The organism is Limnoraphis robusta CS-951 (genome assembly GCF_000972705.2).
Map to the genome: position 1 here is coordinate 18,166 of NZ_LATL02000133.1, position 19,956 is coordinate 38,121.

At 40.1% G+C, this 19,956-nt stretch carries 11 protein-coding genes; 5 read left to right on the plus strand and 6 right to left on the minus strand.

Going from position 1 to position 19,956, the window contains the following annotated elements; genetic code table 11:
* Window positions 1-22: 22 nt before the first annotated feature.
* Window positions 23-1,291 (plus strand): RNA-guided endonuclease InsQ/TnpB family protein, encoded by a 1,269-nt coding sequence (locus WN50_RS11770; protein WP_049559197.1) that lies wholly within the window; start codon window positions 23-25, stop codon window positions 1,289-1,291.
* A gap of 209 nt (window positions 1,292-1,500) precedes the next feature.
* On the opposite strand, the gene WN50_RS36115 is transcribed toward WN50_RS11770, so the two are convergent.
* Together WN50_RS36115 and WN50_RS11785 are read right to left on the minus strand one after the other, a co-directional pair.
* Window positions 1,501-2,265 (minus strand): hypothetical protein, encoded by a 765-nt coding sequence (locus WN50_RS36115; protein ID WP_235440931.1) that lies wholly within the window; start codon window positions 2,263-2,265, stop codon window positions 1,501-1,503.
* Window positions 2,266-2,888: 623 nt separating this feature from the next.
* Complete coding sequence (locus WN50_RS11785; RefSeq protein ID WP_046276862.1) at window positions 2,889-3,515, minus strand: Uma2 family endonuclease; 627 nt, start codon at window positions 3,513-3,515, stop codon at window positions 2,889-2,891.
* A 177-nt stretch (window positions 3,516-3,692) separates the two neighbouring features.
* On the opposite strand from WN50_RS11785, the gene WN50_RS11790 reads away from it, so the two are divergent.
* Entirely contained in the window at window positions 3,693-5,423 is a 1,731-nt protein-coding gene (locus tag WN50_RS11790; RefSeq protein WP_049559200.1) for an FkbM family methyltransferase, read from the plus strand.
* 43 nt (window positions 5,424-5,466) lie between these two features.
* On the opposite strand, the gene WN50_RS11795 is transcribed toward WN50_RS11790, so the two are convergent.
* Window positions 5,467-6,069, minus strand: coding sequence for a tetratricopeptide repeat protein (locus WN50_RS11795; protein ID WP_046276863.1), 603 nt, complete (start codon window positions 6,067-6,069; stop codon window positions 5,467-5,469).
* Here WN50_RS11795 and WN50_RS11800 point away from each other — a divergent pair.
* Both WN50_RS11800 and WN50_RS11805 read left to right on the plus strand, forming a co-directional pair.
* Complete coding sequence (locus WN50_RS11800) at window positions 6,055-7,191, plus strand: glycosyltransferase family protein (protein ID WP_235440932.1); 1,137 nt, start codon at window positions 6,055-6,057, stop codon at window positions 7,189-7,191. The genes WN50_RS11795 and WN50_RS11800 overlap by 15 nt on opposite strands.
* Window positions 7,192-7,304: 113 nt before the next feature.
* The gene (locus tag WN50_RS11805; RefSeq protein WP_053221496.1) at window positions 7,305-8,648 is read left to right on the plus strand and encodes a sulfotransferase; all 1,344 of its coding nucleotides are present in this window, start codon (window positions 7,305-7,307) and stop codon (window positions 8,646-8,648) included.
* An 8-nt stretch (window positions 8,649-8,656) separates the two neighbouring features.
* Here the strand turns inward: WN50_RS11805 and WN50_RS37120 are convergent, their stop codons facing one another.
* From WN50_RS37120 to WN50_RS11815, 3 genes are all read right to left on the minus strand, one after another.
* Window positions 8,657-10,630: a glycosyltransferase family 2 protein gene (locus WN50_RS37120; RefSeq protein WP_342586751.1), complete on the minus strand. Its 1,974-nt coding sequence runs from the start codon at window positions 10,628-10,630 to the stop codon at window positions 8,657-8,659.
* Window positions 10,631-10,745: 115 nt separating this feature from the next.
* Window positions 10,746-13,352, minus strand: a complete 2,607-nt coding sequence (locus WN50_RS37125; RefSeq protein WP_342586752.1) for a tetratricopeptide repeat protein — start codon at window positions 13,350-13,352, stop codon at window positions 10,746-10,748.
* A gap of 88 nt (window positions 13,353-13,440) precedes the next feature.
* Window positions 13,441-16,209 (minus strand): tetratricopeptide repeat protein, encoded by a 2,769-nt coding sequence (locus tag WN50_RS11815; protein ID WP_046276865.1) that lies wholly within the window; start codon window positions 16,207-16,209, stop codon window positions 13,441-13,443.
* Between the two features lie 349 nt (window positions 16,210-16,558).
* On the opposite strand from WN50_RS11815, the gene WN50_RS11820 reads away from it, so the two are divergent.
* A complete protein-coding gene (locus tag WN50_RS11820; RefSeq protein ID WP_072075575.1) occupies window positions 16,559-19,954 on the plus strand; it encodes an EAL domain-containing protein in 3,396 nt (1,131 codons plus the stop codon).
* The last annotated feature ends 2 nt before the right edge of the window (window positions 19,955-19,956 follow it).

The window sequence follows — 19,956 nt, forward strand, 5'->3', positions numbered from 1 at the left end:
AGTTGTGTTGTAAAATTATACCATGATTGTACGAGAAGCAAAGTTATTAAACGGTTCCAAGTCTCAATACTCAAGACTTGATGATGCCATAAGAACTGCTCAATTCATCAGAAACAAGGCAGTTAGACTATGGCGAGATGAACGGGATGTAGATAAATCTCGTATTTCTCGCCTCTGTAAAGAGTTGGCGAAAGAATTCCCTTTTGCTAATAAACTTAACTCAATGGCACGTCAAGCTTCTGGTGAAAGAGCTTGGAATTCAATATCTAGCTTCTATCGTCGTTGCCGTGAGGGAGCCAAAAAAAAGGGTTATCCTCAGTTCAAAAAACATTGTCGCTCAGTTGAGTACAAAACCACTGGCTGGAAACTGTCAGACGACTGTAAATCAATTAACTTCACAGATGGGTTTAAAGCAGGTGAATTTTCTTTATTCTGCAACTCAGATGTTAGAAGGGATTTATTTACATTGAAGATAAATCGAGTGAGAGTAGTCAGACGAGCCGATGGGTATTATGCACAATTCTGCTTTAATGCTAATCGGTCTGAACCGGGAAACTATACCGGAAAAGTAGTCGGTTTAGACTTGGGTTTAAACTATTTCTACAAAGACACTAACGACAATGCAGCCATCTATCCCAAGTATTTAAGGTCATCTGAAAAGCGAATTAAAAAGCTACAGCGACGACTATCTAGGAAGTTTGTGAAGGGTAAAAAGCCAGTCCGTTCACCAGATTGCGAATCAGGTGCGTGCGGACGGGTCGATTCCCAACCTCAATCAAATAACTACCACAAAGCAAGAAAAAGACTAGGAAAAGCACATTTGAAGGTTCAACGCCAACGTAAAGACTGGGCTGTGAAGTTAGCCCGGTGCGTCGTGACATCTAACGATGTCGTGGTGTACGAAGACCTCAAGATACAAAACATGGTCAAGAACCATCATTTAGCTAAGTCGATTTCAGACGCGAGTTGGTATCAATTCACCCAATGGTTAGACTATTTTGGAAAAGTTTGGGATAAAGCGGTGATTTCTGTTAGCCCACATTTCACTTCTGCCGATTGTTCTAACTGTGGGTTTCGGGTGAAAAAATCACTTAGCACCCGCACTCATAAATGCCCTAAATGTCAGACAGAAATCTGTCGGGATACTAATGCGGCATTAAATATTTTAAAGAAGGGCATGAGCATTTTAGGGGCTGAGTATAATAGTACCGAAGGGCATTCGGAAACTGCCTCGTTCGAGGAAACGCTTGGGGAGATTCCACCTCTGTTAATCAGGAGACATCCGACTTAATAAGTGGTGTTGATGAACCAAGAATTAGCAATAGCTAAGAATCCCCTTTCTTTAGAAATGGGGAGTATGTCAAAGATAGAATGTTGGGTTGCGATCCTTAACCCAACCTACAGACTCCGAATGAGTTAAGAAACCAAACAAAAGCGACTTAGAGATTCGGTTTCCCTGAATAAAGCATTCGGTTATTCGTACTTGACAAATATTAGTTTTTATGTTAAATAATCCCCCGTTTTCAACTCATACAACAAAGGAACATCCCGCCTCACCCGGTCCAACTCAAAACCACCGATATCAGTTCCGCTCAACTTAGAGTCAAAAAACTCCATTAATTGCTCATAATTCCTGACCTGGACTTGAGGCTTATATTTATACCTTTTAAACTGCCAATTCCATTCCTCGTTAAGCTGATCCGCGTAATCTTCAGCCTCCGGTTCAAATTGAGAACCAATAATATAAAGCATCGGATATTTACCCTGTTTAGTCCGTTGCTTATACCCTTCTATATAATGCCGTGATAAAGTATTATTAACCTGAGCAACAGTTATCGTGGTTTTTTTCAACTCCATCAAAATATGTTGAGGGCTTTGGGTTTTTAAAACCAAGTCGATAAAACCCTGCTTTCCCTGAAAATCAACCTCCAATTCTATATATAAACGCCAAGGCAGATACTGACAAGCCTTAGTCAAATAATAAACCAACTGTTGCTGATAATCCTTCTCAAAGCGAGGTCTTCTATCTAAAACCCGGCGACTCGTTTCATCAAAAAGGACACCCCCACTTTTCGACTTGCCTTCTGACGTACTCGTCTTGTTCCTTGCGTCTTTTAACCCAGGCTTGATAGCTGCTGTAGGTTTCCCTGAACCACTCGTCTGTTTGTCTTTCTCTGTAGTAATAAGATTTTGAGTATTTTGGGTCTTCTGGGTAGTCATCGTATTCAGAAAATCCGGCCCCAAGTCTAGCTCTAATTGTCTCATAATTTTCGTAACAATTTTTTAGCTTAATAAACTTGTCATGGCTCCCCGACTGCTTATCAGGATGCAGTTTAATTGCCATCTGTTTATATAACTTTCTAGCCTCAACTTGATTATCGGCCGCCAAGACCCAAGTCCCAACTTCCAAACCCGCAAAAATCGTCCCTTTTTTCCGGTGGAAAACACAACGACCCCTACTCATTCGTAAAAACAGAACATTCTCCCAAACCTCAATCACAGCTAAATTCGGGTATTTTTCTTGAAGTACAGCTAATGCAGAGGAATAGTTCATATGCAGCTAGAATTGCGGCTAAACAGATTATAGACAACAACAAATCTCTGATCAAGTCAGCGACTCTCCCCTCTCCTACAAGCCAACTCCCCTCGCCTTGTAGGAGAGGGGTTGGGGGAGAGGTTAACCCAGAAATTGAATGTTGGGTTGCGTTCCTTAACCCAACCTACAGACTCCGATTCAGAAACCAAACAAAAGCGACTTAGAGATTCGGTTTGCCGATGTAAGGCATTCGGTTATCCGTACTTGACAAATAATATTATTTTTAATTCTTATTACTCGCTCAAATCAAGCGATTCTCGCTCCCAGACGCTATGCGATCGCATTTTCGGAATTACTGCCCCACTGAAAATATCTGTTCTGCCGTCAAGTTTAACTCGGGGAAAGTTGGCGATCGCAGAATATCTTGACCCCTAAATAAATTGACCATATATTCTCCCTCCACTAAATGATAAACCAAAATTGTCGGTTGCTTCGGATCTCCAATATAACGGCGACCTCCCAAACCCAAATAATCAACAATCCAATATTCAGCGATTCCCAATTTCTCATATTCTCCGAGCTTCATTAAATAATCATCCCGCCAATTCGTACTGACCACTTCTATGGCTAATTTAATACTCGTACCTTGAGTAATCGTCGATCGCTTTTTCCATAAAGACTCGTTTTCTAGTGCATTATAATCCAAGACCATCACATCAGGAATATAAGCCGATTTGTCGGAATCAATCGCTTTAATCAGCCCTTGCCTGGGAATAAAAAACGGCAAATTCAGACGCTCAATGTAAACTGATAGTTTTGATGCAAGAAAACCAGCAACTTGTTCGTGAGTTCCCGTCGGTTGCATTTGAACGATCTCCCCATCATGCAATTCAAATCGACCCTCATAACCATCAGGATACCAGTCCAGAAACTCCTCTAAAGTCAATGAAATTTTCTGTTCTTCTATCTGGGTAAACATATCTCACCTCGGATTTCATTGATCATAACGGCTTGAGAGAGACTGGGAGAGAGGTCAGGTTAATCACTCCCTTCTCCTCGTAGGAGAGGGGCAGGGGGAGAGGTTAATATTAAAAAACTGACCCCAATACAACTAAGATAAAATACTAGGCTCAAGACTTCCACTCCTGTTAACCCCATGAAACTCGACCTCCACACCCTCACTCAGCAACACAACCTCACCCCACGCGGTATCATTCATATCGGTGCCTATGAAGGAAAAGACCTGAAACGCTACCCCACCCCCGACACCGCCAAAATACTGCTGATAGAAGCCAACCCCACAGCCGTTGAACACCTGCAAGCCAACTTCGCCGATAAACCTAATGTTATTGTTGCTCACAGTGCGATCGCCAATCACAACACTCCCGTTACCCTCAACCTCACCTCTATCGAGTCTAATAGTTCTATCCTCCCCCTAACCGGATACCGGGAAATTTACCCCAACCTGAAAGTTACCCAAGAAATTACCGTAGAGTCCCGCAGCCTCGATACCCTCCTCAACGAACTAAACCTATGTCCGACTGACTTCAACTTCCTCTATCTCGACATCCAAGGCGCTGAACTCCTCGCCCTCCAGGGTGCCACTCAACTGTTAGAATACATCGAAGGGATTTACACGACTGTTAGCTACGAGGAGTTATTCGAGGGAGCCGCCCTCATTGACCAAGTTGACGCTTTCCTCGCCGAACATCACTTTGTTCGTATCGCCGAAGCCAACCCCTATCATCCCGCTTGGGGTGAAGTTTTCTACCTCCGCGAATATCTAACCCCAAGTAGCGACGAACCTCAGCTTAATTCTGATGAAGCTACTCCCCCAGTAGTTGAGAAGACAGTAACTATAGCCCAACTCCAGCAAACTCAACAGGAATTAGAAGATTTACAGTCTCGCTACGAACAAATACAAAAAGAGTTAGAAAGCTCTCAATTTCAACAACTACAAACTCAAACGGAGTTAGAAGAATCTCAATCTCAATCTCAACAACTGCACACTCAATTAGAAGAATCCCAAGTTCAATCTCAACAACTTCACACTCAATTAGAAGAATCTCAATCTCAATCTCAACAACTTAACACTCAATTAGAAGAATCTCAATCTCAATCTCAACAACTTAACACTCAATTAGAAGAATCTCAATCTCAAGTTAAACAACTGCAAACTCAATTAGAAGAATCTCAATCTCAAGTTAAACAACTGCAAACTCAATTAGAAGAATCTCAAGTTGAATCTCAACAATTGCAAACGAAACTGGAAAAATCTCAAGTTGAATCTCAACAATTGCAAACTCAATTAGAAGAATCTCAAGTTGAATCTCAACAATTGCAAACTCAATTAGAAGAATCTCAAGTTGAATCTCAACAATTGCAAACGAAACTGGAAAAATCTCAAGTTGAATCTCAACAACTGCAAACTCAATTAGAAGAATCTCAATCTCAATCTCAACAACTGCAAACGGAACTAGAAGAATCCCAAGTTCAATCTCAACAACTGCAAACGGAACTAGAAGAATCTCAAGTTCAATCTCAACAACTGCAAACTCAATTAGAAGAATCTCAAACTCAACTCAAACAACTTGAAGAACAGTTGAAAAAAACTCAGTCTCAGCAACAAGAAACTCAGAAAGAACTCGAACAATCTCGATCTGAACTTCATCAAACTCGTGAAGAGTTAGAACTGACTCAGTTTCAAATTGATGAAATTCAAGTCGAATTAGAACAGTCTCAATCTCAACTTCATCAGACCAAACAAGAGTTAGAAAAAACTACATCAAAACTTCAACAAGCTCAAGTTGAACTGCAAAATCAGCCGAAAACTAATTATGCTGAACACGTCAAAGCTTTGGCGAAAATTTTAGCAGAAACCCTATAAAGATAAAGCTGTTTTAAATAGCATTCAGACAAAGGATATTCTTCTAGAAAACCTTATTGATTTGTTGCTGTCTATCTTCTGGGAACTGAGTTTCTTCTAGTAAAGCTTCTCCCAGATTGCGATAGAATTCTAGATGAACAGCATCACCCTGAAGTTCAATGTACCGTTGAAAACAGGTGACTGCTTCTGTCCATTGTCCAACTGCTTGTAAAAGTTGCCCCAGAACATGATAAAATTCAGCTTGATCGGGGTGTTTTTGAATGCGATCGCGATATTCAATGATTTTGGCTTGTTGCTGTTCTTGTGATAATTTATTCTGGTCAGCAAAGAAAGCCTTAGAGGAGAATTCGGGATTGATTTCAGTGGCTTTTTGATAAACGGCGATCGCTTCTGTCCATAAACCTTGTTGAGTTAAAACGACTGCTAAGTTATGATAAGTCCAGGCGGATTGAGGGTTTAACTGAGTCGCCTGACGATAAGCAACTATCGCTTCCTCAAACCGTCCTTGTTGAGTGAGTGCTTCTGCGAGATTATGATAAGCCCAAGAAAAGCAAGGATTTTCTTCAATGGCTGTGCGGTAAGCAACAACTGCTTCGTCTAGTTTTCCAGCTCTTAAAAGTTCATTGGCAATTTGAAAACTACTCATTTGAATTTAATTCACTCATTCATGGATGATGAACTCGCCCCAATTCAACGAATTAAAACTCAATTAAATGTCTCTCTGGTTAGACTCAAATCAATCCTAGCAGAACCCCAAATAGATTCTCGTCAGTTTAGAGAGATTGAGAATAAAATCGATGATAAATTGACTAAATCGATCTTATTTTACCGCAGTTTTACGGGTTTGAGTGGCGGACATTTAAAAGTTTGGGATTATTTTAATCATGTTTTTTACACGTCTAAGTTTATTCCTTATATTTATTTCTATTCTCAGCAAACCTGCTGGGATGAAAGCAACCCTTGGTTAACAACCGATCCGAGATTAATTTTATCTCAGCCCCTTGAAAATCCCGGTTTGATCTTCATTGATGGCTTAGACTGGCTTCAGTTTGAACAAAAGTTTATAGAATCTTCGCCCGTGCCAATTCTTAATTTAATCCAAGGAATTCGTCATACTTATCCCGAAGATCCTCGCTATGCTTTTCTGAACAAAAAAGCTATCCGAATTTGTGTGAGTCAGGAAATTAAAGAAAGCTTATTAAAATGTAGTCAAGTCAATGGGCCGTTATTTGTGATTCCGAATGGCTTAAATTTGCGGAGTTTACCTCAACCTTTACCAACCTCTGAAAAAACAGAGGAAATTTTGATTTCAGCGTTCAAAGAACCCGGATTGGGACTTCAGTTAAAACAACAACTCCAAGCCCAAGGAAAAAAAGTCAAATTGTTGATGACTCAACAAACAAGATCGGACTATCTTTGCCAACTGAACCCAGCTAAAATTGCAATCTTTTTACCCAATTATAGCGAGGGTGAAGGATTTTATCTCCCGGCTTTGGAAGGGATGGCACTCGGATCAATCGTGATTTGTCCAGATTGTATTGGCAATCGATCTTTTTGTTTACCGAGTTATAATTGCTTCCGTCCTGATTATAATATAAGAAGTATTCTAAATGCTGTTGAGGCAGCCTCACAGTTATCTATTCCTCAAATTCATCGCATGGTCACAAACGCCCAACAAACAGCCAATCAGCACAGTCTAGCGAGAGAACGACAAGCCTTTTTAGAGATTCTAGAGAATATTGAAGACCTCTGGCATTCATCTTCATAAAAAGAATGGAGACTCCAACTCGACGCTGAGAAAGTTTTGAGCAATGTTTTCACTTTTTTTCCAATTACTGGCATGATTAGAGTTTAGGAAACTTGTATTGAGAGAATCAACCCATGAACCAATCGAAAACCACAGCCAAATCATCAGTTCTAGTCATTGCAGGAATGCACCGTTCCGGAAGTTCATTGATAACATCCTTGCTACAAAGTTCAGGATTGCACATTGGACGGAAATTATTGGGTTCGGATAGAGGAAATGAAAAAGGTCATTTTGAAAATGTAGACTTTCTCAAACTTCACGAAGCAATTTTGCGATCGCAGGGAATTTCCCATGAAGGATGGACGTTACAAGAAAACATCAGCGTTGAGGAACAGTATGTCGCCCAAGCTAAAGAGATTGTCGCCAAAAATGCGGTGAGTTCAATTTGGGGATGGAAAGAACCCCGAACTACACTGTTCTTAGACTTTTGGGCGAATTTGCTACCAGAAGCCAACTTTTTGTTAATCTATCGTAACCCTTGGGATGTTGTGGATTCTCTCTATCGTAGAAGCGATCAGACGTTTGAACAAGAACCGGAACTGGCTGTCAAATTCTGGCTACATTACAACCAAAAAATTATTAATTTTTACAACTATTTTTCCCGTCGTTGTCTGCTAGCCAATATCCAGGGGATTATTCAAGAACCTGGGCAATATGTTGATGTGATCAATGAAAAATTTGAAACTAAACTGTTAAAACCCTCCTCAAATCTCTACGATGCAACCTTGTTCAAAACCCAAGATTTGCAAGGAAATCGACCAAGTTTGATTGAGCATTATTTTCCAGAAGCGATTGAAATGTATCAGGAACTCGAAGCCCGAGCTTGGCAACCGAATGAATCAATAGATCTCTCCTGGCGGAATCAAATTAAGTCTTCTCCTTATCGAGTTTGTGCATTTCTAGACTGGAAAAATCTCAAACAGGCTGAATCCAAAAATAAGGTCGTGACTGAGGAGTTAAAGGAAGTTAAACTGCAACTCGCTCAAACTCAAGACGAATTACAAAAAACTCGATTAGAACTAGAGCAAAGATATTCTCAACTTCACCAAGTTCAAGAAGAATTGGAACAGTTTCAATTGCAATTTAGACAGGTTCAAGGAGAGGTTGAAAAAGCTCGTTTCCAACAAACGATTGCCTATAAAGGTGATGATCAACATGAGTTGTTAGTGTGGAGTGCATGGCAAGCTTATCGGAATAAAGACAAAGTTGGAATGGCTAAATATCTTCAGCAATCTTTGAAAAATAAGCCGTTTTCACCGACTGAAACTGTTCTAAAATGGATTGAGAGTTTTACCCGATTCTCAGCAGAACAGGGCGAACAGCTTGATACTCAGACCCTTGTTAACTCAGAAGAATGGCAACAATTAATGCGCCGTTCTATGGTGAGGAATTTAGCGTTTTCTCAAAATGGCAAGTAATTGAAAGCTTAGTCCGGATTCATCAATTTAATTCGGACTATTCCAAAAGAAACATATTGTCCATTTGGCAGAAACGCTTGCAGTAAAAGTAGCTCCTCACCCTGAATTTGATTGATTTCTATTGTTGTACAAAAACCACAACTTTCTGCTGATTTTATATCAGGATATCGTTTCAAAATATCGGGACGAAACCCATTGCAGGGAAATGTTTTCAGCACTTTATCTCTACTATTAATCAGTTGCATCGCAACAATCGGTGAGTCTTTAGCGATCGCCCAACCGATAAACTGAAGCGCAGTTATTTTGGCTAAAATTCCCGGTTGGGGAACTTCCAAAGCAAAATCAACAATAGCATTAGAGGATGCTTTGAAACTAGAAATTTCTTGAATTTCAATGTTAGCAAACTGTTTAATGCTATAATCAAACTGGGAAAGGGTTAAATTCGGATTGTAGCAAGGATCATTGTCTATAAACTTTCTCCATCGCTGTCTGATCAATTTAACTTCTTCCATATAGCGATACAGCTTTTCGGGAGTATCTTCATCACCTCTACTTTTTGACTCATCGTGATACAAAAGAACATGAGATAAATAGAGATTACGGTAGCCCTGCTGTACCAATTTTAGACAGCAATCAACATCGTTATAAGCGATAGCCAACTGTTCATCAAAGCCACCGACTCTTTCAAATACTTCTCGCCGACACATCAAACAAGCTGCGGTTACTGCTAAATAATTATTCGTAGAAGCAATTTGACCATAATATCCCGGTTGGTTTGCTTCAAAATATTGGTGGCTATGGGCTGCTACATCTCTCATTCCCATCACGACACCTGCGTGTTGAATGGTATTATTTGGATAGAGTAATAAAGCTCCTACAGCACCAATAGAAGGTCTTTGTGCTTGTTCAACCATTGCTTCTATCCAGTCCGATGTAATTACCTCGGTGTCATTATTCAAAAACAGTAAATAATCCCCTTTTGCTTGACTAACCGCATAGTTATTCAGCGTAGAATAGTTAAAAATAATATCTAATTTATAACAGTTAAATCGAGAGGATTCTTTCTCTTTCCATTTGGTAATCACTTGATGAGTGTAATCTTCAACACTAGCATTATCGATTAAAATGACTTCATAGTTTGGATAGGTACTCTTAGTAAAAATTGATTCTAAACATCTATCCAGAATTTCACCTAAATCTCGGGTGGGAATAATAATGCTAACTTGTTTATAATCTGTAATTTCGTAGCGAACTCTATAATGTCCAGGAAACCCTTCAACTTGTTGAACGACTCCTTTTTCACCTCGTCTATCAATAGCATCCTGTAATGCTTTTGCAGCAGCTTGATAAGCGTAGGGTTTAGCTTCTGTACCTGAAGCCGCCGACTCTGAATGAATTCTCCAATGATAGAGAACTTTAGGAATATGAAAAATATTATCTGTTTTTTCAGTAATTCTTAAAACTAAATCGTAATCTTGACTTCCCTCATAACCGACTCTAAAATTACCGACTTGGTTCACTAATTCTCGCCGATAAACACCCAAATGACAGGTATACATCCGTGATAAAAATGAATCGGGACACCAATCTGGCTTGAAAAATGGATTGGCTAATTGACCTTTTTCATCTAATTTATCCTCATCGGAATAAATCATATCCGCTTCGGGATGCTGATTTAATAAACTTACAATTTCATACAACGCATCCGGTGTTAATACATCATCGTGATCCAATAACGCAATAAATTCTCCTGTTGCCAACTCTAACGCCGAATTAGAAGCTTCAGAAATATGACCGTTTTGGGTTCTAAAAACAACTTTGATCCGGCTATCTTTCTCTTGATATTCTTTTAATATAGGTTGAATAGACGAACGGGTTGACGCATCATCAGCGATACAAAGTTCCCAGTAGGGATAAACTTGATCGATAACAGATTGAATGGCTTCTCGCAGAAACTGTTCAGGTGTATTATACACAGGCATAATCACACTAATTATAGGCTTATACCTGAAACTTTCTACCGCCTCAGACATCTGTTTTATATCGTCTGCTGTGGGAGTATTGTATTTAAGCCATTCTTGATATAAATCAGAAGTTTCAAGCGGTGGTAACTGAGGTTTTAAGAGGATTTTTTTTTTCTAAAACCTTACCTAACTGATAGGTAATATTGGCATCCTCCGGTTCTAACTGTTGTGCCATCTGGTAGAATACGATCGCCCCGTCTAACTGATTAAATCGGACTAAGGTATCGGCTAATTGACTGTATAATTGAGCATCATCGGGTTTAATTTCTAACGCCTTGTGATAGAGAGCAACGTGATCGGGATTTTGTTGGATAACTTGGCGATAATACCCTAACGCTTCGTTTAAGTCTATCATCGCCCGTTCCCGCAACGCATCGGCTAACTTTTCCTCAATTGCAGGTAAGTCTGACTGCAATTTTTGGGCTTTTCGATAGGCGACAACGGCTTCTTCCCAGTTTTCTAACTTGGCTAAAACTTCCCCTAAATTGTAGTGTGTCCAAGGAAATTCTGGGTTTAATTCAATGGCTTTGCGATAGGGAATAACGGCTTCTTCCCAACGTTCTAACTTAACGAGTGCATCGGCTAAACTATTATGAGACCAAGAAAACTCCGGGTTTAATTCAATCGATTTTTGGTAAGATTCAATTGCTTCAGACCACCGTTCTAACTTAAACAAAGCCTCGGCTAATCCGTTATGCACCCACCACACATCTGATTTTAATTCAATCGCCCGATGATAAGCAATAATTGCTGTTTCAAACTGTTCTTTATCGCGTAATAAATTAGCGAGTTTTTGATAAGCTTCTGCGAAGTTAGAATCTAACTCAGTGGCTTTTTGATAATAGTTAATCGCTTCTTCTGTTTCTCCTGCTTGGCTGAGGGCATCAGCTAAACACTTATAGGCTTCTGCATCCCCATTCCCCTGTAACTGCATCGCCTGACGCAACACAGAAGCTGCTTCTTGCCATTGTTCTTGTTTGGCTAATACTTTTCCTAAACTGTAGTAAGACGGGGCAGTATTGGGATTGAGTTGAATGGCTTTTCGATAGGCTGCGGTTGCTTCTTTTAACTGCCATTGTTGTTTGAAAATCTCCCCAACTTGATGATAAGCTAAAGCATTATTCGGGTTTAACTCTAATAGCTTTTTATAGATTTCTAAGGCTTCTTGAGTTTGTTCTTGCTGGGCTAACAGTTGACCTAAACTCTGATAAAATTCGGGTTGTTTGGGTGCAAGTTCTGTCGCTTTCCGGTAAGATTGCAAAGCGTTCACCGCATCTCCCTGTAAGCGTTGAATTTCGCCTATTCCGTGATAAGCGACGGCTAACTGAGAGTTTAAGCGCAAAGCATGGCGATAACAAGTCATTGCGGCTTGCAGTTGCCCTTGTTTGAGGCGAGTATTTCCCAGTTTGAGATGATCTTCTGCGGTGGCTTTTTCGGGTTCTAACTCGTAGGCTTTTTCTAAACAGTGAGAGGCTTTTTGATGATCTCCCATTTCAGTAAAGATTTTCGCAACATTGCGATAAGCCCCGGCAAAGTCAGGTTTTTGAGTGATTGCTTGTTGATAATAATAAACGGCTTTTTCTAAGCGTTCCTGCTGGGCGTATAAACTGCCTAAATTCGCATTAACTTCAGGATAATGCGGCTGAATGGCTAAGGCTTTTTCATAGGAACGAATTGAGGCAGAAATTTCCCCTAACATTTGTAGGGCATTGCCTTGTATTTTATAAGCAACGGCTAAATCTGGTTTAATTTTTAACGCCGTTTGACAAGTGTTAATTGCCGCTTCCCATTGTTGAATGGCACAAAATGCTGTTGCTTTTGTGATTAATTCTTCGGGTTTAGGCGGTTGGGGTTGCGGTTTAGCAGAAGCTGCCGTGCCATTTTCAGTTGAAGCTGAACTGACTGCTGCGGCTAAGGTATCTTGAGGAGAGATATCTTGGGGTTTTTGGGCGGCGGCTAATGTATCTGCGGATGTATTGAAAACGGTTATATTTTGTTGTATGTTTTGTTGAGCATTCAGTTCAATTGCCTTGCGATAATAGGGGGCTGCCTCTTTCATTTTCCCCTGTTGTTTCAACGCATCTGCTAAACTTTGATAAGCTGATGATAAATTGGGATCGCGTTGAATTGCATGGCGATAACAAGCGATCGCTTCTTCGACTTCACCCTGTTGTAATAACGCCTTTCCTAACTGTAAATGTTCGGCTGCTGTTACCTGTTGCGGTTCGAGGGTATAAGCCTGATACAAACATTGATTAACTTTTTGGGGTTGATTGAGTTGTGTCCAAACCCGTGCTAAATTCCGATAAGCTCCTGCAAAATCCGGCTTGATCGCGATCGCTTTTTGATAACAGTCTAATGCCTGTTGCCATTGTTGCGCTTTAGCGTGAATACTGCCGAGATTTGCATGAACTTCCGCCCAGTCGGGTTGCAACTGTAACGCCTGAGTATAATAACGTTGCGCTTCTTCTGGCTGTCCTTGACGCAACAATACATCCCCGATTAATTTATACCCAGGGGCGTGTTTTGGCTGAATTTTTAACAGTTGCTCACTTGCTTTGCGGGCATCTTCAAACTGCCCTTGGTTCAAATAGGCTTCAGCTTGTTGCTGGAGGAAAAAAACGCTTTTACGCAGGATCTCTTCGGCTCGCATCGGTTGATTGGGTTTAGACACATTCATATAATTCCCTATTGTTTATTGTAGTATTTCCGGTGTCACAAAAAAAATATTTTTTTCGCAAGCGGTAGACTTCCCCTCGTCCCGAGATTCATCTCTCATTTAGCCCCGCTTGCTGAATTAACCGCTTGAGCGTGCTAATATTCACCCAAATATCTTCTATGAGGGGGTTGGGATACATCAGACTCCGAATCGGATAGCAAACGAATCCTTCTCCCGTCAGCGAGTAATGGTCTAACCCCATATATTGACTGATTACTCGGTAATAATATCGCTCATAATGGGGGGATAAAAATTCTATCACTTTAACTTCTTTACTACAAAAAACAATATTTGTCAAACCACTTCCATGAGCCGCTACAATTACTTTCGCCTGGGCAAATAAACGCACTTGCTCAGAAAATGACAAAGATTCCAGGAAAACCTCTACAAAGCCCAAAGGATGCAACACCTGCATGACTTCGGCTTCATTCATTACCTGTCGATGTCTAGCATTCGCCCGACTGATGTAAATTCGTTCAGGATAATTCCCCTTTTTTTCAACCGCTAACGGCAGAAATGTTTCTCGCAAAAAGTCAATCGCCCAAGGCTGCAACCATCCTAAATATCCCGCAAAGGAAGGCACGATTAACTGTTCCGCTTGCACATGACAATAGCGATCACTTTCTAATATTTTTTCCGTCGGTATTCCCAATAAATTCAACGTCTCTTGCTGAAAGGGTAGCTGATAACTATTCACCAAAAACCAGTCAATTTCCTCTAATTTTATCTGACTTTGACGCAACAGTTCAATCCGGGGTAAAACATCTACCATCCAATGAAAATAAATATGCCCTGATAAGCCAGATAATACAGCTACTGATCCTTTAACTGATTTTACAGGGGGTAATTGTTCCTGTTGAAAAATTTGATGATGGTGAGGATTATAACCTTGACACCCCGGAAGTTCGCCGGGATATTCCCGAGAAACATCAGCTAATAATTGGTGATCAGGTGTTAGAATTGCGATCGCTTTACAAACCATCCAATAATTTTCTTTAGGAACAATCCAAGCCCGCCCATTTGGAATCATCGCCACAAAGGTTTCAAAGTGAGGAACCGGAACTTCTTTTTCAGGTGAATTTCTATAAATTCCCTGCCCTAAATTTGTTAATTCCAACTGTTTACAAATCTGTTTTAAGCAGCGTTGACATTCCAAACCGCCACAGTCTTGAGAAGAAGTTGGGGAAGACTGTAAACAGGGCGGATTTATATTGGTGGTTTGTGAGAGAGATATGTCTGTGTAGAACCCGCCCCTACAAAACTCCTGACTACTAACAGCTAACTGTTTTTGCCAATCTTTTGTAGACAGACAAACCTCTTTTGGGGGTTGTTGTTGAGGCGGAATTTTACTGTCTAAGTCAACCATTCCCGTGATCAGGTGAGAGTTGGAGATGCCATTTTTCAAGACTTTTGAATAATAATGAATCGCCGTTTCCCAACGTTGTTGTTTTTCGGCGATATAGCCTAAAAGCAGATCAACTTCGGGAATAAACTGTTGAGTTTTCTGACTGATCGCTTGGGATAAATGACAGATAGCGATCGCATGATTCCACTGTTGTTGTTGAATTAAACAGTCAGCTAACCGCACGTAAATCTCTACTCGATGGGGCTGAATTTGCAAGGCATTCTGATAATGTCTCGCGGCTTGATCAAATTTACCATATCGTCTCAGAGCGTTTCCTAAATGTACATGAAACTCTATTAAATGATCATAGAGGGGTAGATTTTTGGACGATTCTGTAGACGGATCACAGGCGCTAAAGTTCCCCAAATTAAAGTTAAATTGTTGTAAACTGCGAAGAAAACGAACACAAGCCTGTTTAGCAAGTTGCCATTCATCGATTTCTGTGTCGGAAAACGCCATAGCCTCCAGCCGATGACAATAAGCTTCAACAAATTTGGGTTCAAGCGCGATCGCTTTTTGATAACAAGCCATCGCCTGATCAAATTTACCTTGTCTTTGGAATAAATAACCACAGTCACTATAAGCCTGAATATTTTCAGGGCTGTGTTGGATGGCTTTTTGAAAATAATCAACCGCAATTTTATAATTATTGTGTTGTTGGTAAAGTTGGGCTAAATTAAGATAAGCAACGGTTAAATCTGGTTTGAGTTCTAGAGCGCGATGATAAGCTGAAATGGCTTTTCTTTTGTTTTCCTGTGCTAACCAAGCTTGCCCAATATTATTATAAAGGATTGCCCATTCAGGTTTTTGAGTCATTGCCTGTTGGAAGATTTCAATCGCCTCTAAAAATTGACTGCTTTCAATCAATAAACAACCCAATACATTGTAAGCTTCTGTGTAATTTGGAGCAATACTAATAGCTTCTTTTATGAGTTTGATCGCATCCTCAAGCTGAGATTGGGCTTTGAAAACAAGGGCTAAACCCATGTAGGGCGGTGCATATTTAGGGTTTTGGGCGATCGCCTGTTGGTAGATAGAAATAGATTGAACAAAATTTCCTTGTTGATATAAAGCCTCCCCTAGATGATAATAGAGTTCTATCCAATTTGTTTGTAACTGAAGGGCCGTTTGATAGAGCAGAACTGCATCATCAATCCATCCGCCCTTGCGGTATAATTGAGCTAGATGAGCATAGGCAACCGCATCATCGGGTTGCAGTTCAATCGCTTTTGTATAGGCTAAAGCTGCTTGTTTTAACTGTTCTTGAGCTTCTCGGATATTGCCTAAAATGCGATAGGCGATCGCACAGTTGGGATATTGACGGAGAACTTCTTGACAAATCTCCACAGAACTCTTAATTTGTCCCTGTTGTAAATGGGAAAGAGCGAGTTTAAGTTGTTGTTCAATCTTCATTTTTAAGGCTAGACGAATGCTCAACAGGTTATGGGACGCTCAAACATTAATACAAGCTTAGAAAAACATTTTATGTCTCAGACTAATTGTACCATTTTAGATGAATTCATCAATCTCTGATTTTCCTATCTGAAATTGTTAAGAATAATTAAAAAAACATTAATTTTTGTATAAATTACGTTTTATTTACCTAAAAATCATACACTATATATAGCCTAAAAAACTCAAGTTTAAAGAATAATCAAAGTAAAATTCAAAGGAATAATTTTCCTTAGGCAAATTAAACTCTGAAGAATGGCAATTCAAAGCTTTTCAATTTAGAATCGTGTTGAATCAAAATAGGTAAACGATGAGACACTGGAATTTTCTTCAAAAAATATTCAATCTCTATCGAAAAAATCATTTGATAGCTGCGAATAAAAAAGTCAGGAATGACAGCTTGTACCGCTTGTTTATGCTCTCACCTGACTTAGTAGCTCTAGGGGGGTTTGATGGTTATTTTAAGCAAGTTAACCCGGCCTTTGAAACCACATTAGGCTACACATCAACGCAATTATTAGCAAAACCCTGGATTGAATTTGTTCATCCTGAAGATCAAAACGCAACACTTCTAGCCTTTGAACAGCTTCTCAATCAAAAGTCTATCATTAAATTTGAAAATCGCTATAGCTGTCACGATAATTCTTACAAATGGTTATCTTGGACTGCTATACCCGACCCGGAAAATAATTTAACTTATTTAGTCGGTCGTGATATAACGGCTCAAAAACAAACCGAAGCTCAACTGTGTGCGCGAATTCGTCAACAAGCAGCCGTTGCTCAACTCGGTCAACTCGCCTTAGAAAAAACAATGGGTGTGAATGAAACCTCTCTCATTAACCAATTATTTGAGCAATCAGTGATTATAATAGCCGATATTCTAGAAGTTAAGTATAGCAAAATTCTACAACTAATCCCTGAGCAAAACAACTTTTATATCAAAGCGAGCGTAGGTTGGGAAATAGATATAGTTGACAGCGCAAGGATTGATGTCCAATACAATACACAAGCGGGTTATACCTTACTTAAAAGTGAACCTGTAATTGTCGAAGACTTGCGAACTGAAACCCGTTTTGATGGGTCATCTTTGCTGCTTGAACATCAGATTATGAGTGGAATGAGCGTGGTTATTGGTTCGAGAGAAAAACCCTTCGGAGTCTTAGCCGTTCACAGTATCAAACAACGTCAATTTAGCACAGATGACATCAATTTCCTGCAAGCGATCGCCAATATTCTAGCAATGGCTGTAGAACGTCACCGATCAGAAGAACATTTGTACCTATTAGAACGAGCGATCAATTCTGCTAACAATGGCATTATTATCACCGATGCAAATCAATCCGACAACCCGATTATTTATGCCAATTCTGCCGTTGAGGATAACACAGGTTATTCCGGCTCTGAAATCATCGGTCAAAACTGTCGTATCTTGCAAGGAAAAGATCGAAATCAACCCGAACTCAACATCATTCGAGACGCGATCGCCGCCCAAAAGGAATGTCATGTAACTGTACGAAACTATCGCAAAGATGGCACTTTATTTTGGAATGAACTGTTTATTTCACCTGTTTTAAACACCGAGGGAAAACTCACCAACTTCATCGGAATCCAAAAAGATATTACTGATCGCATTCGATCAGAAGCCGCTCTCCAAGAGTCTCAAGCCCGTCTAAAAACGATTATTTCGGCGACTTCCGATGCACTGGTTGTTGTCAATCAACAAGGGATGATTCGTTTTATCAATCCGGCGGCTGAAGTCTTATTTGGTCGCTCTGAGTCTGTGCTTGTTAGTTACTGGATCGGGAATTTTATCGTCCATGAAAACATGACTGAATTAACAATTTTACAGCCACAAGGGAAACAAGTTATTGCAGAAATGCGAGGGGTTGAGATTGACTGGGATGGAGAACAAGCCACTTTAGTTTCCCTGCGAGATATCAGCGAACGTTATAAAATTACCTATGAAATTCAACAAACTCGCAACTTTCTCCAAACCCTGATTGATCATCTTCCCGTTGCTATTTTTTCCCGAAAAATTAACTCAGAAACGGGAATAGAAGGCACGTTTAACCTGTGGAATTCCACCTGTCAAAAACTCTATGGACTCAGCCCCGAAGAAGTGATAGGAAAAACAGTTCATCAGGTCTTTTCTCCTGAACAAGCGAATCGAATTGTGCAAGCCGATCGAGAAGCATTAGCTTCGGGAAGTTTGCAAGAAATCCCCTCTGAACCCATTAATACTCCCCGTTGGGGAGAACGTGTACTGCATACTTTAGTTGTTCCTATCTATGGCAACATGAACGAACTAGAGTATTTTTTGTGTATTTCTGAAGATATTACCGAACGCAAGCAAACCGAAGAACAACTCCGACACAGTGCTTTTTACGACGCGCTGACCAACTTACCCAACCGAGCTTTATTTATGAAGCAGTTGGAACAAGCAATTTATCAAACCAGAAGCTTAAATCAGACTTTATTTGCGGTGGTCTTTTTAGATCTAGATGGCTTCAAGTTTGTGAATGAAAGTTTGGGACATATTATCGGTGATCAATTGTTAATTGCCATCGCTCGTCGTCTAGAAAGTTGTTTACGTCCCGGCGATACTCTCGCTCGTTTAGGAGGCGATGAATTTACCTTTCTCCTACAAGATATTCAACACATTGATCAGGCTGTCGCCGTCATGCAGAAAGTTCAGCAGAAATTAGCCTTTCCATTTTATCTTAGTGGTCATCAACTGTTTAGTAATGCCAGTATGGGGATCGCCTTGATCAGTTCAGACTATACCTATCCTGAAGAACTGTTGCGAGATGCAGATATTGCCATGTATTCCGCTAAACAACGGGGAAAAAATTGTTATGCTCTTTTTAACTCAAAAATGCGCCAAAAAAGCCGGGAACGACTGCTACTAGAAACCGATCTCCGTTGGGCTTGGGAAAAGCGAGAGTTTTTAGTTTATTATCAACCGATCATCTGTTTACAAACGCATCAAATTGTCGGGTTTGAAGCATTAATGCGTTGGCAACATCCGACGAAAGGTTGGATTTCACCGAGTCAATTTATTCCGATTGCTGAAGAAACAGGATTAATTATTGATTTGGGTTATTGGGTGCTACAAATCGCCTGTAGTCAACTGCACGCTTGGCATCAACTCTTTTTCCCCCATTTAAAAGTAGGGGGGATACAAATGCAGGAATTAAGCATGAGCGTTAATTTGTCGGGTCGCCAAATTCAAGAACATGATTTTGTTGAAAATATTCATAAAGTTATTACACAAACTAAAATTAATCCGCAAACGCTTAAGTTAGAAATTACCGAAAGTATGTTAATGGAAAATCCTGATATTGTCAAAGCTAAATTATACCAAATTCAAGCCCTAAATATCCGTTTAAGTCTCGATGATTTTGGCACGGGATATTCTTCCTTAAGCTATCTGCATAACTTCCCGATCAATACTCTAAAAATTGATCGCTCTTTTATTCTGCGAATGAATTTAGACCCTGAAAATGCTGCTATCGTCCAAGCCATTATTACCTTAGCGCACACTTTAGGAATGGATGTGATCGCCGAAGGTGTAGAAACAGCCGAACATTTAGAACCTCTTCAGGCTTTAGGATGTGAATATGGACAGGGTTATTTTTTTTCTAAACCTGTCAGTGCCGTAGAAGCCGAACAATTGCTACAATCACAACAGTTTGAGAGGCAATAATC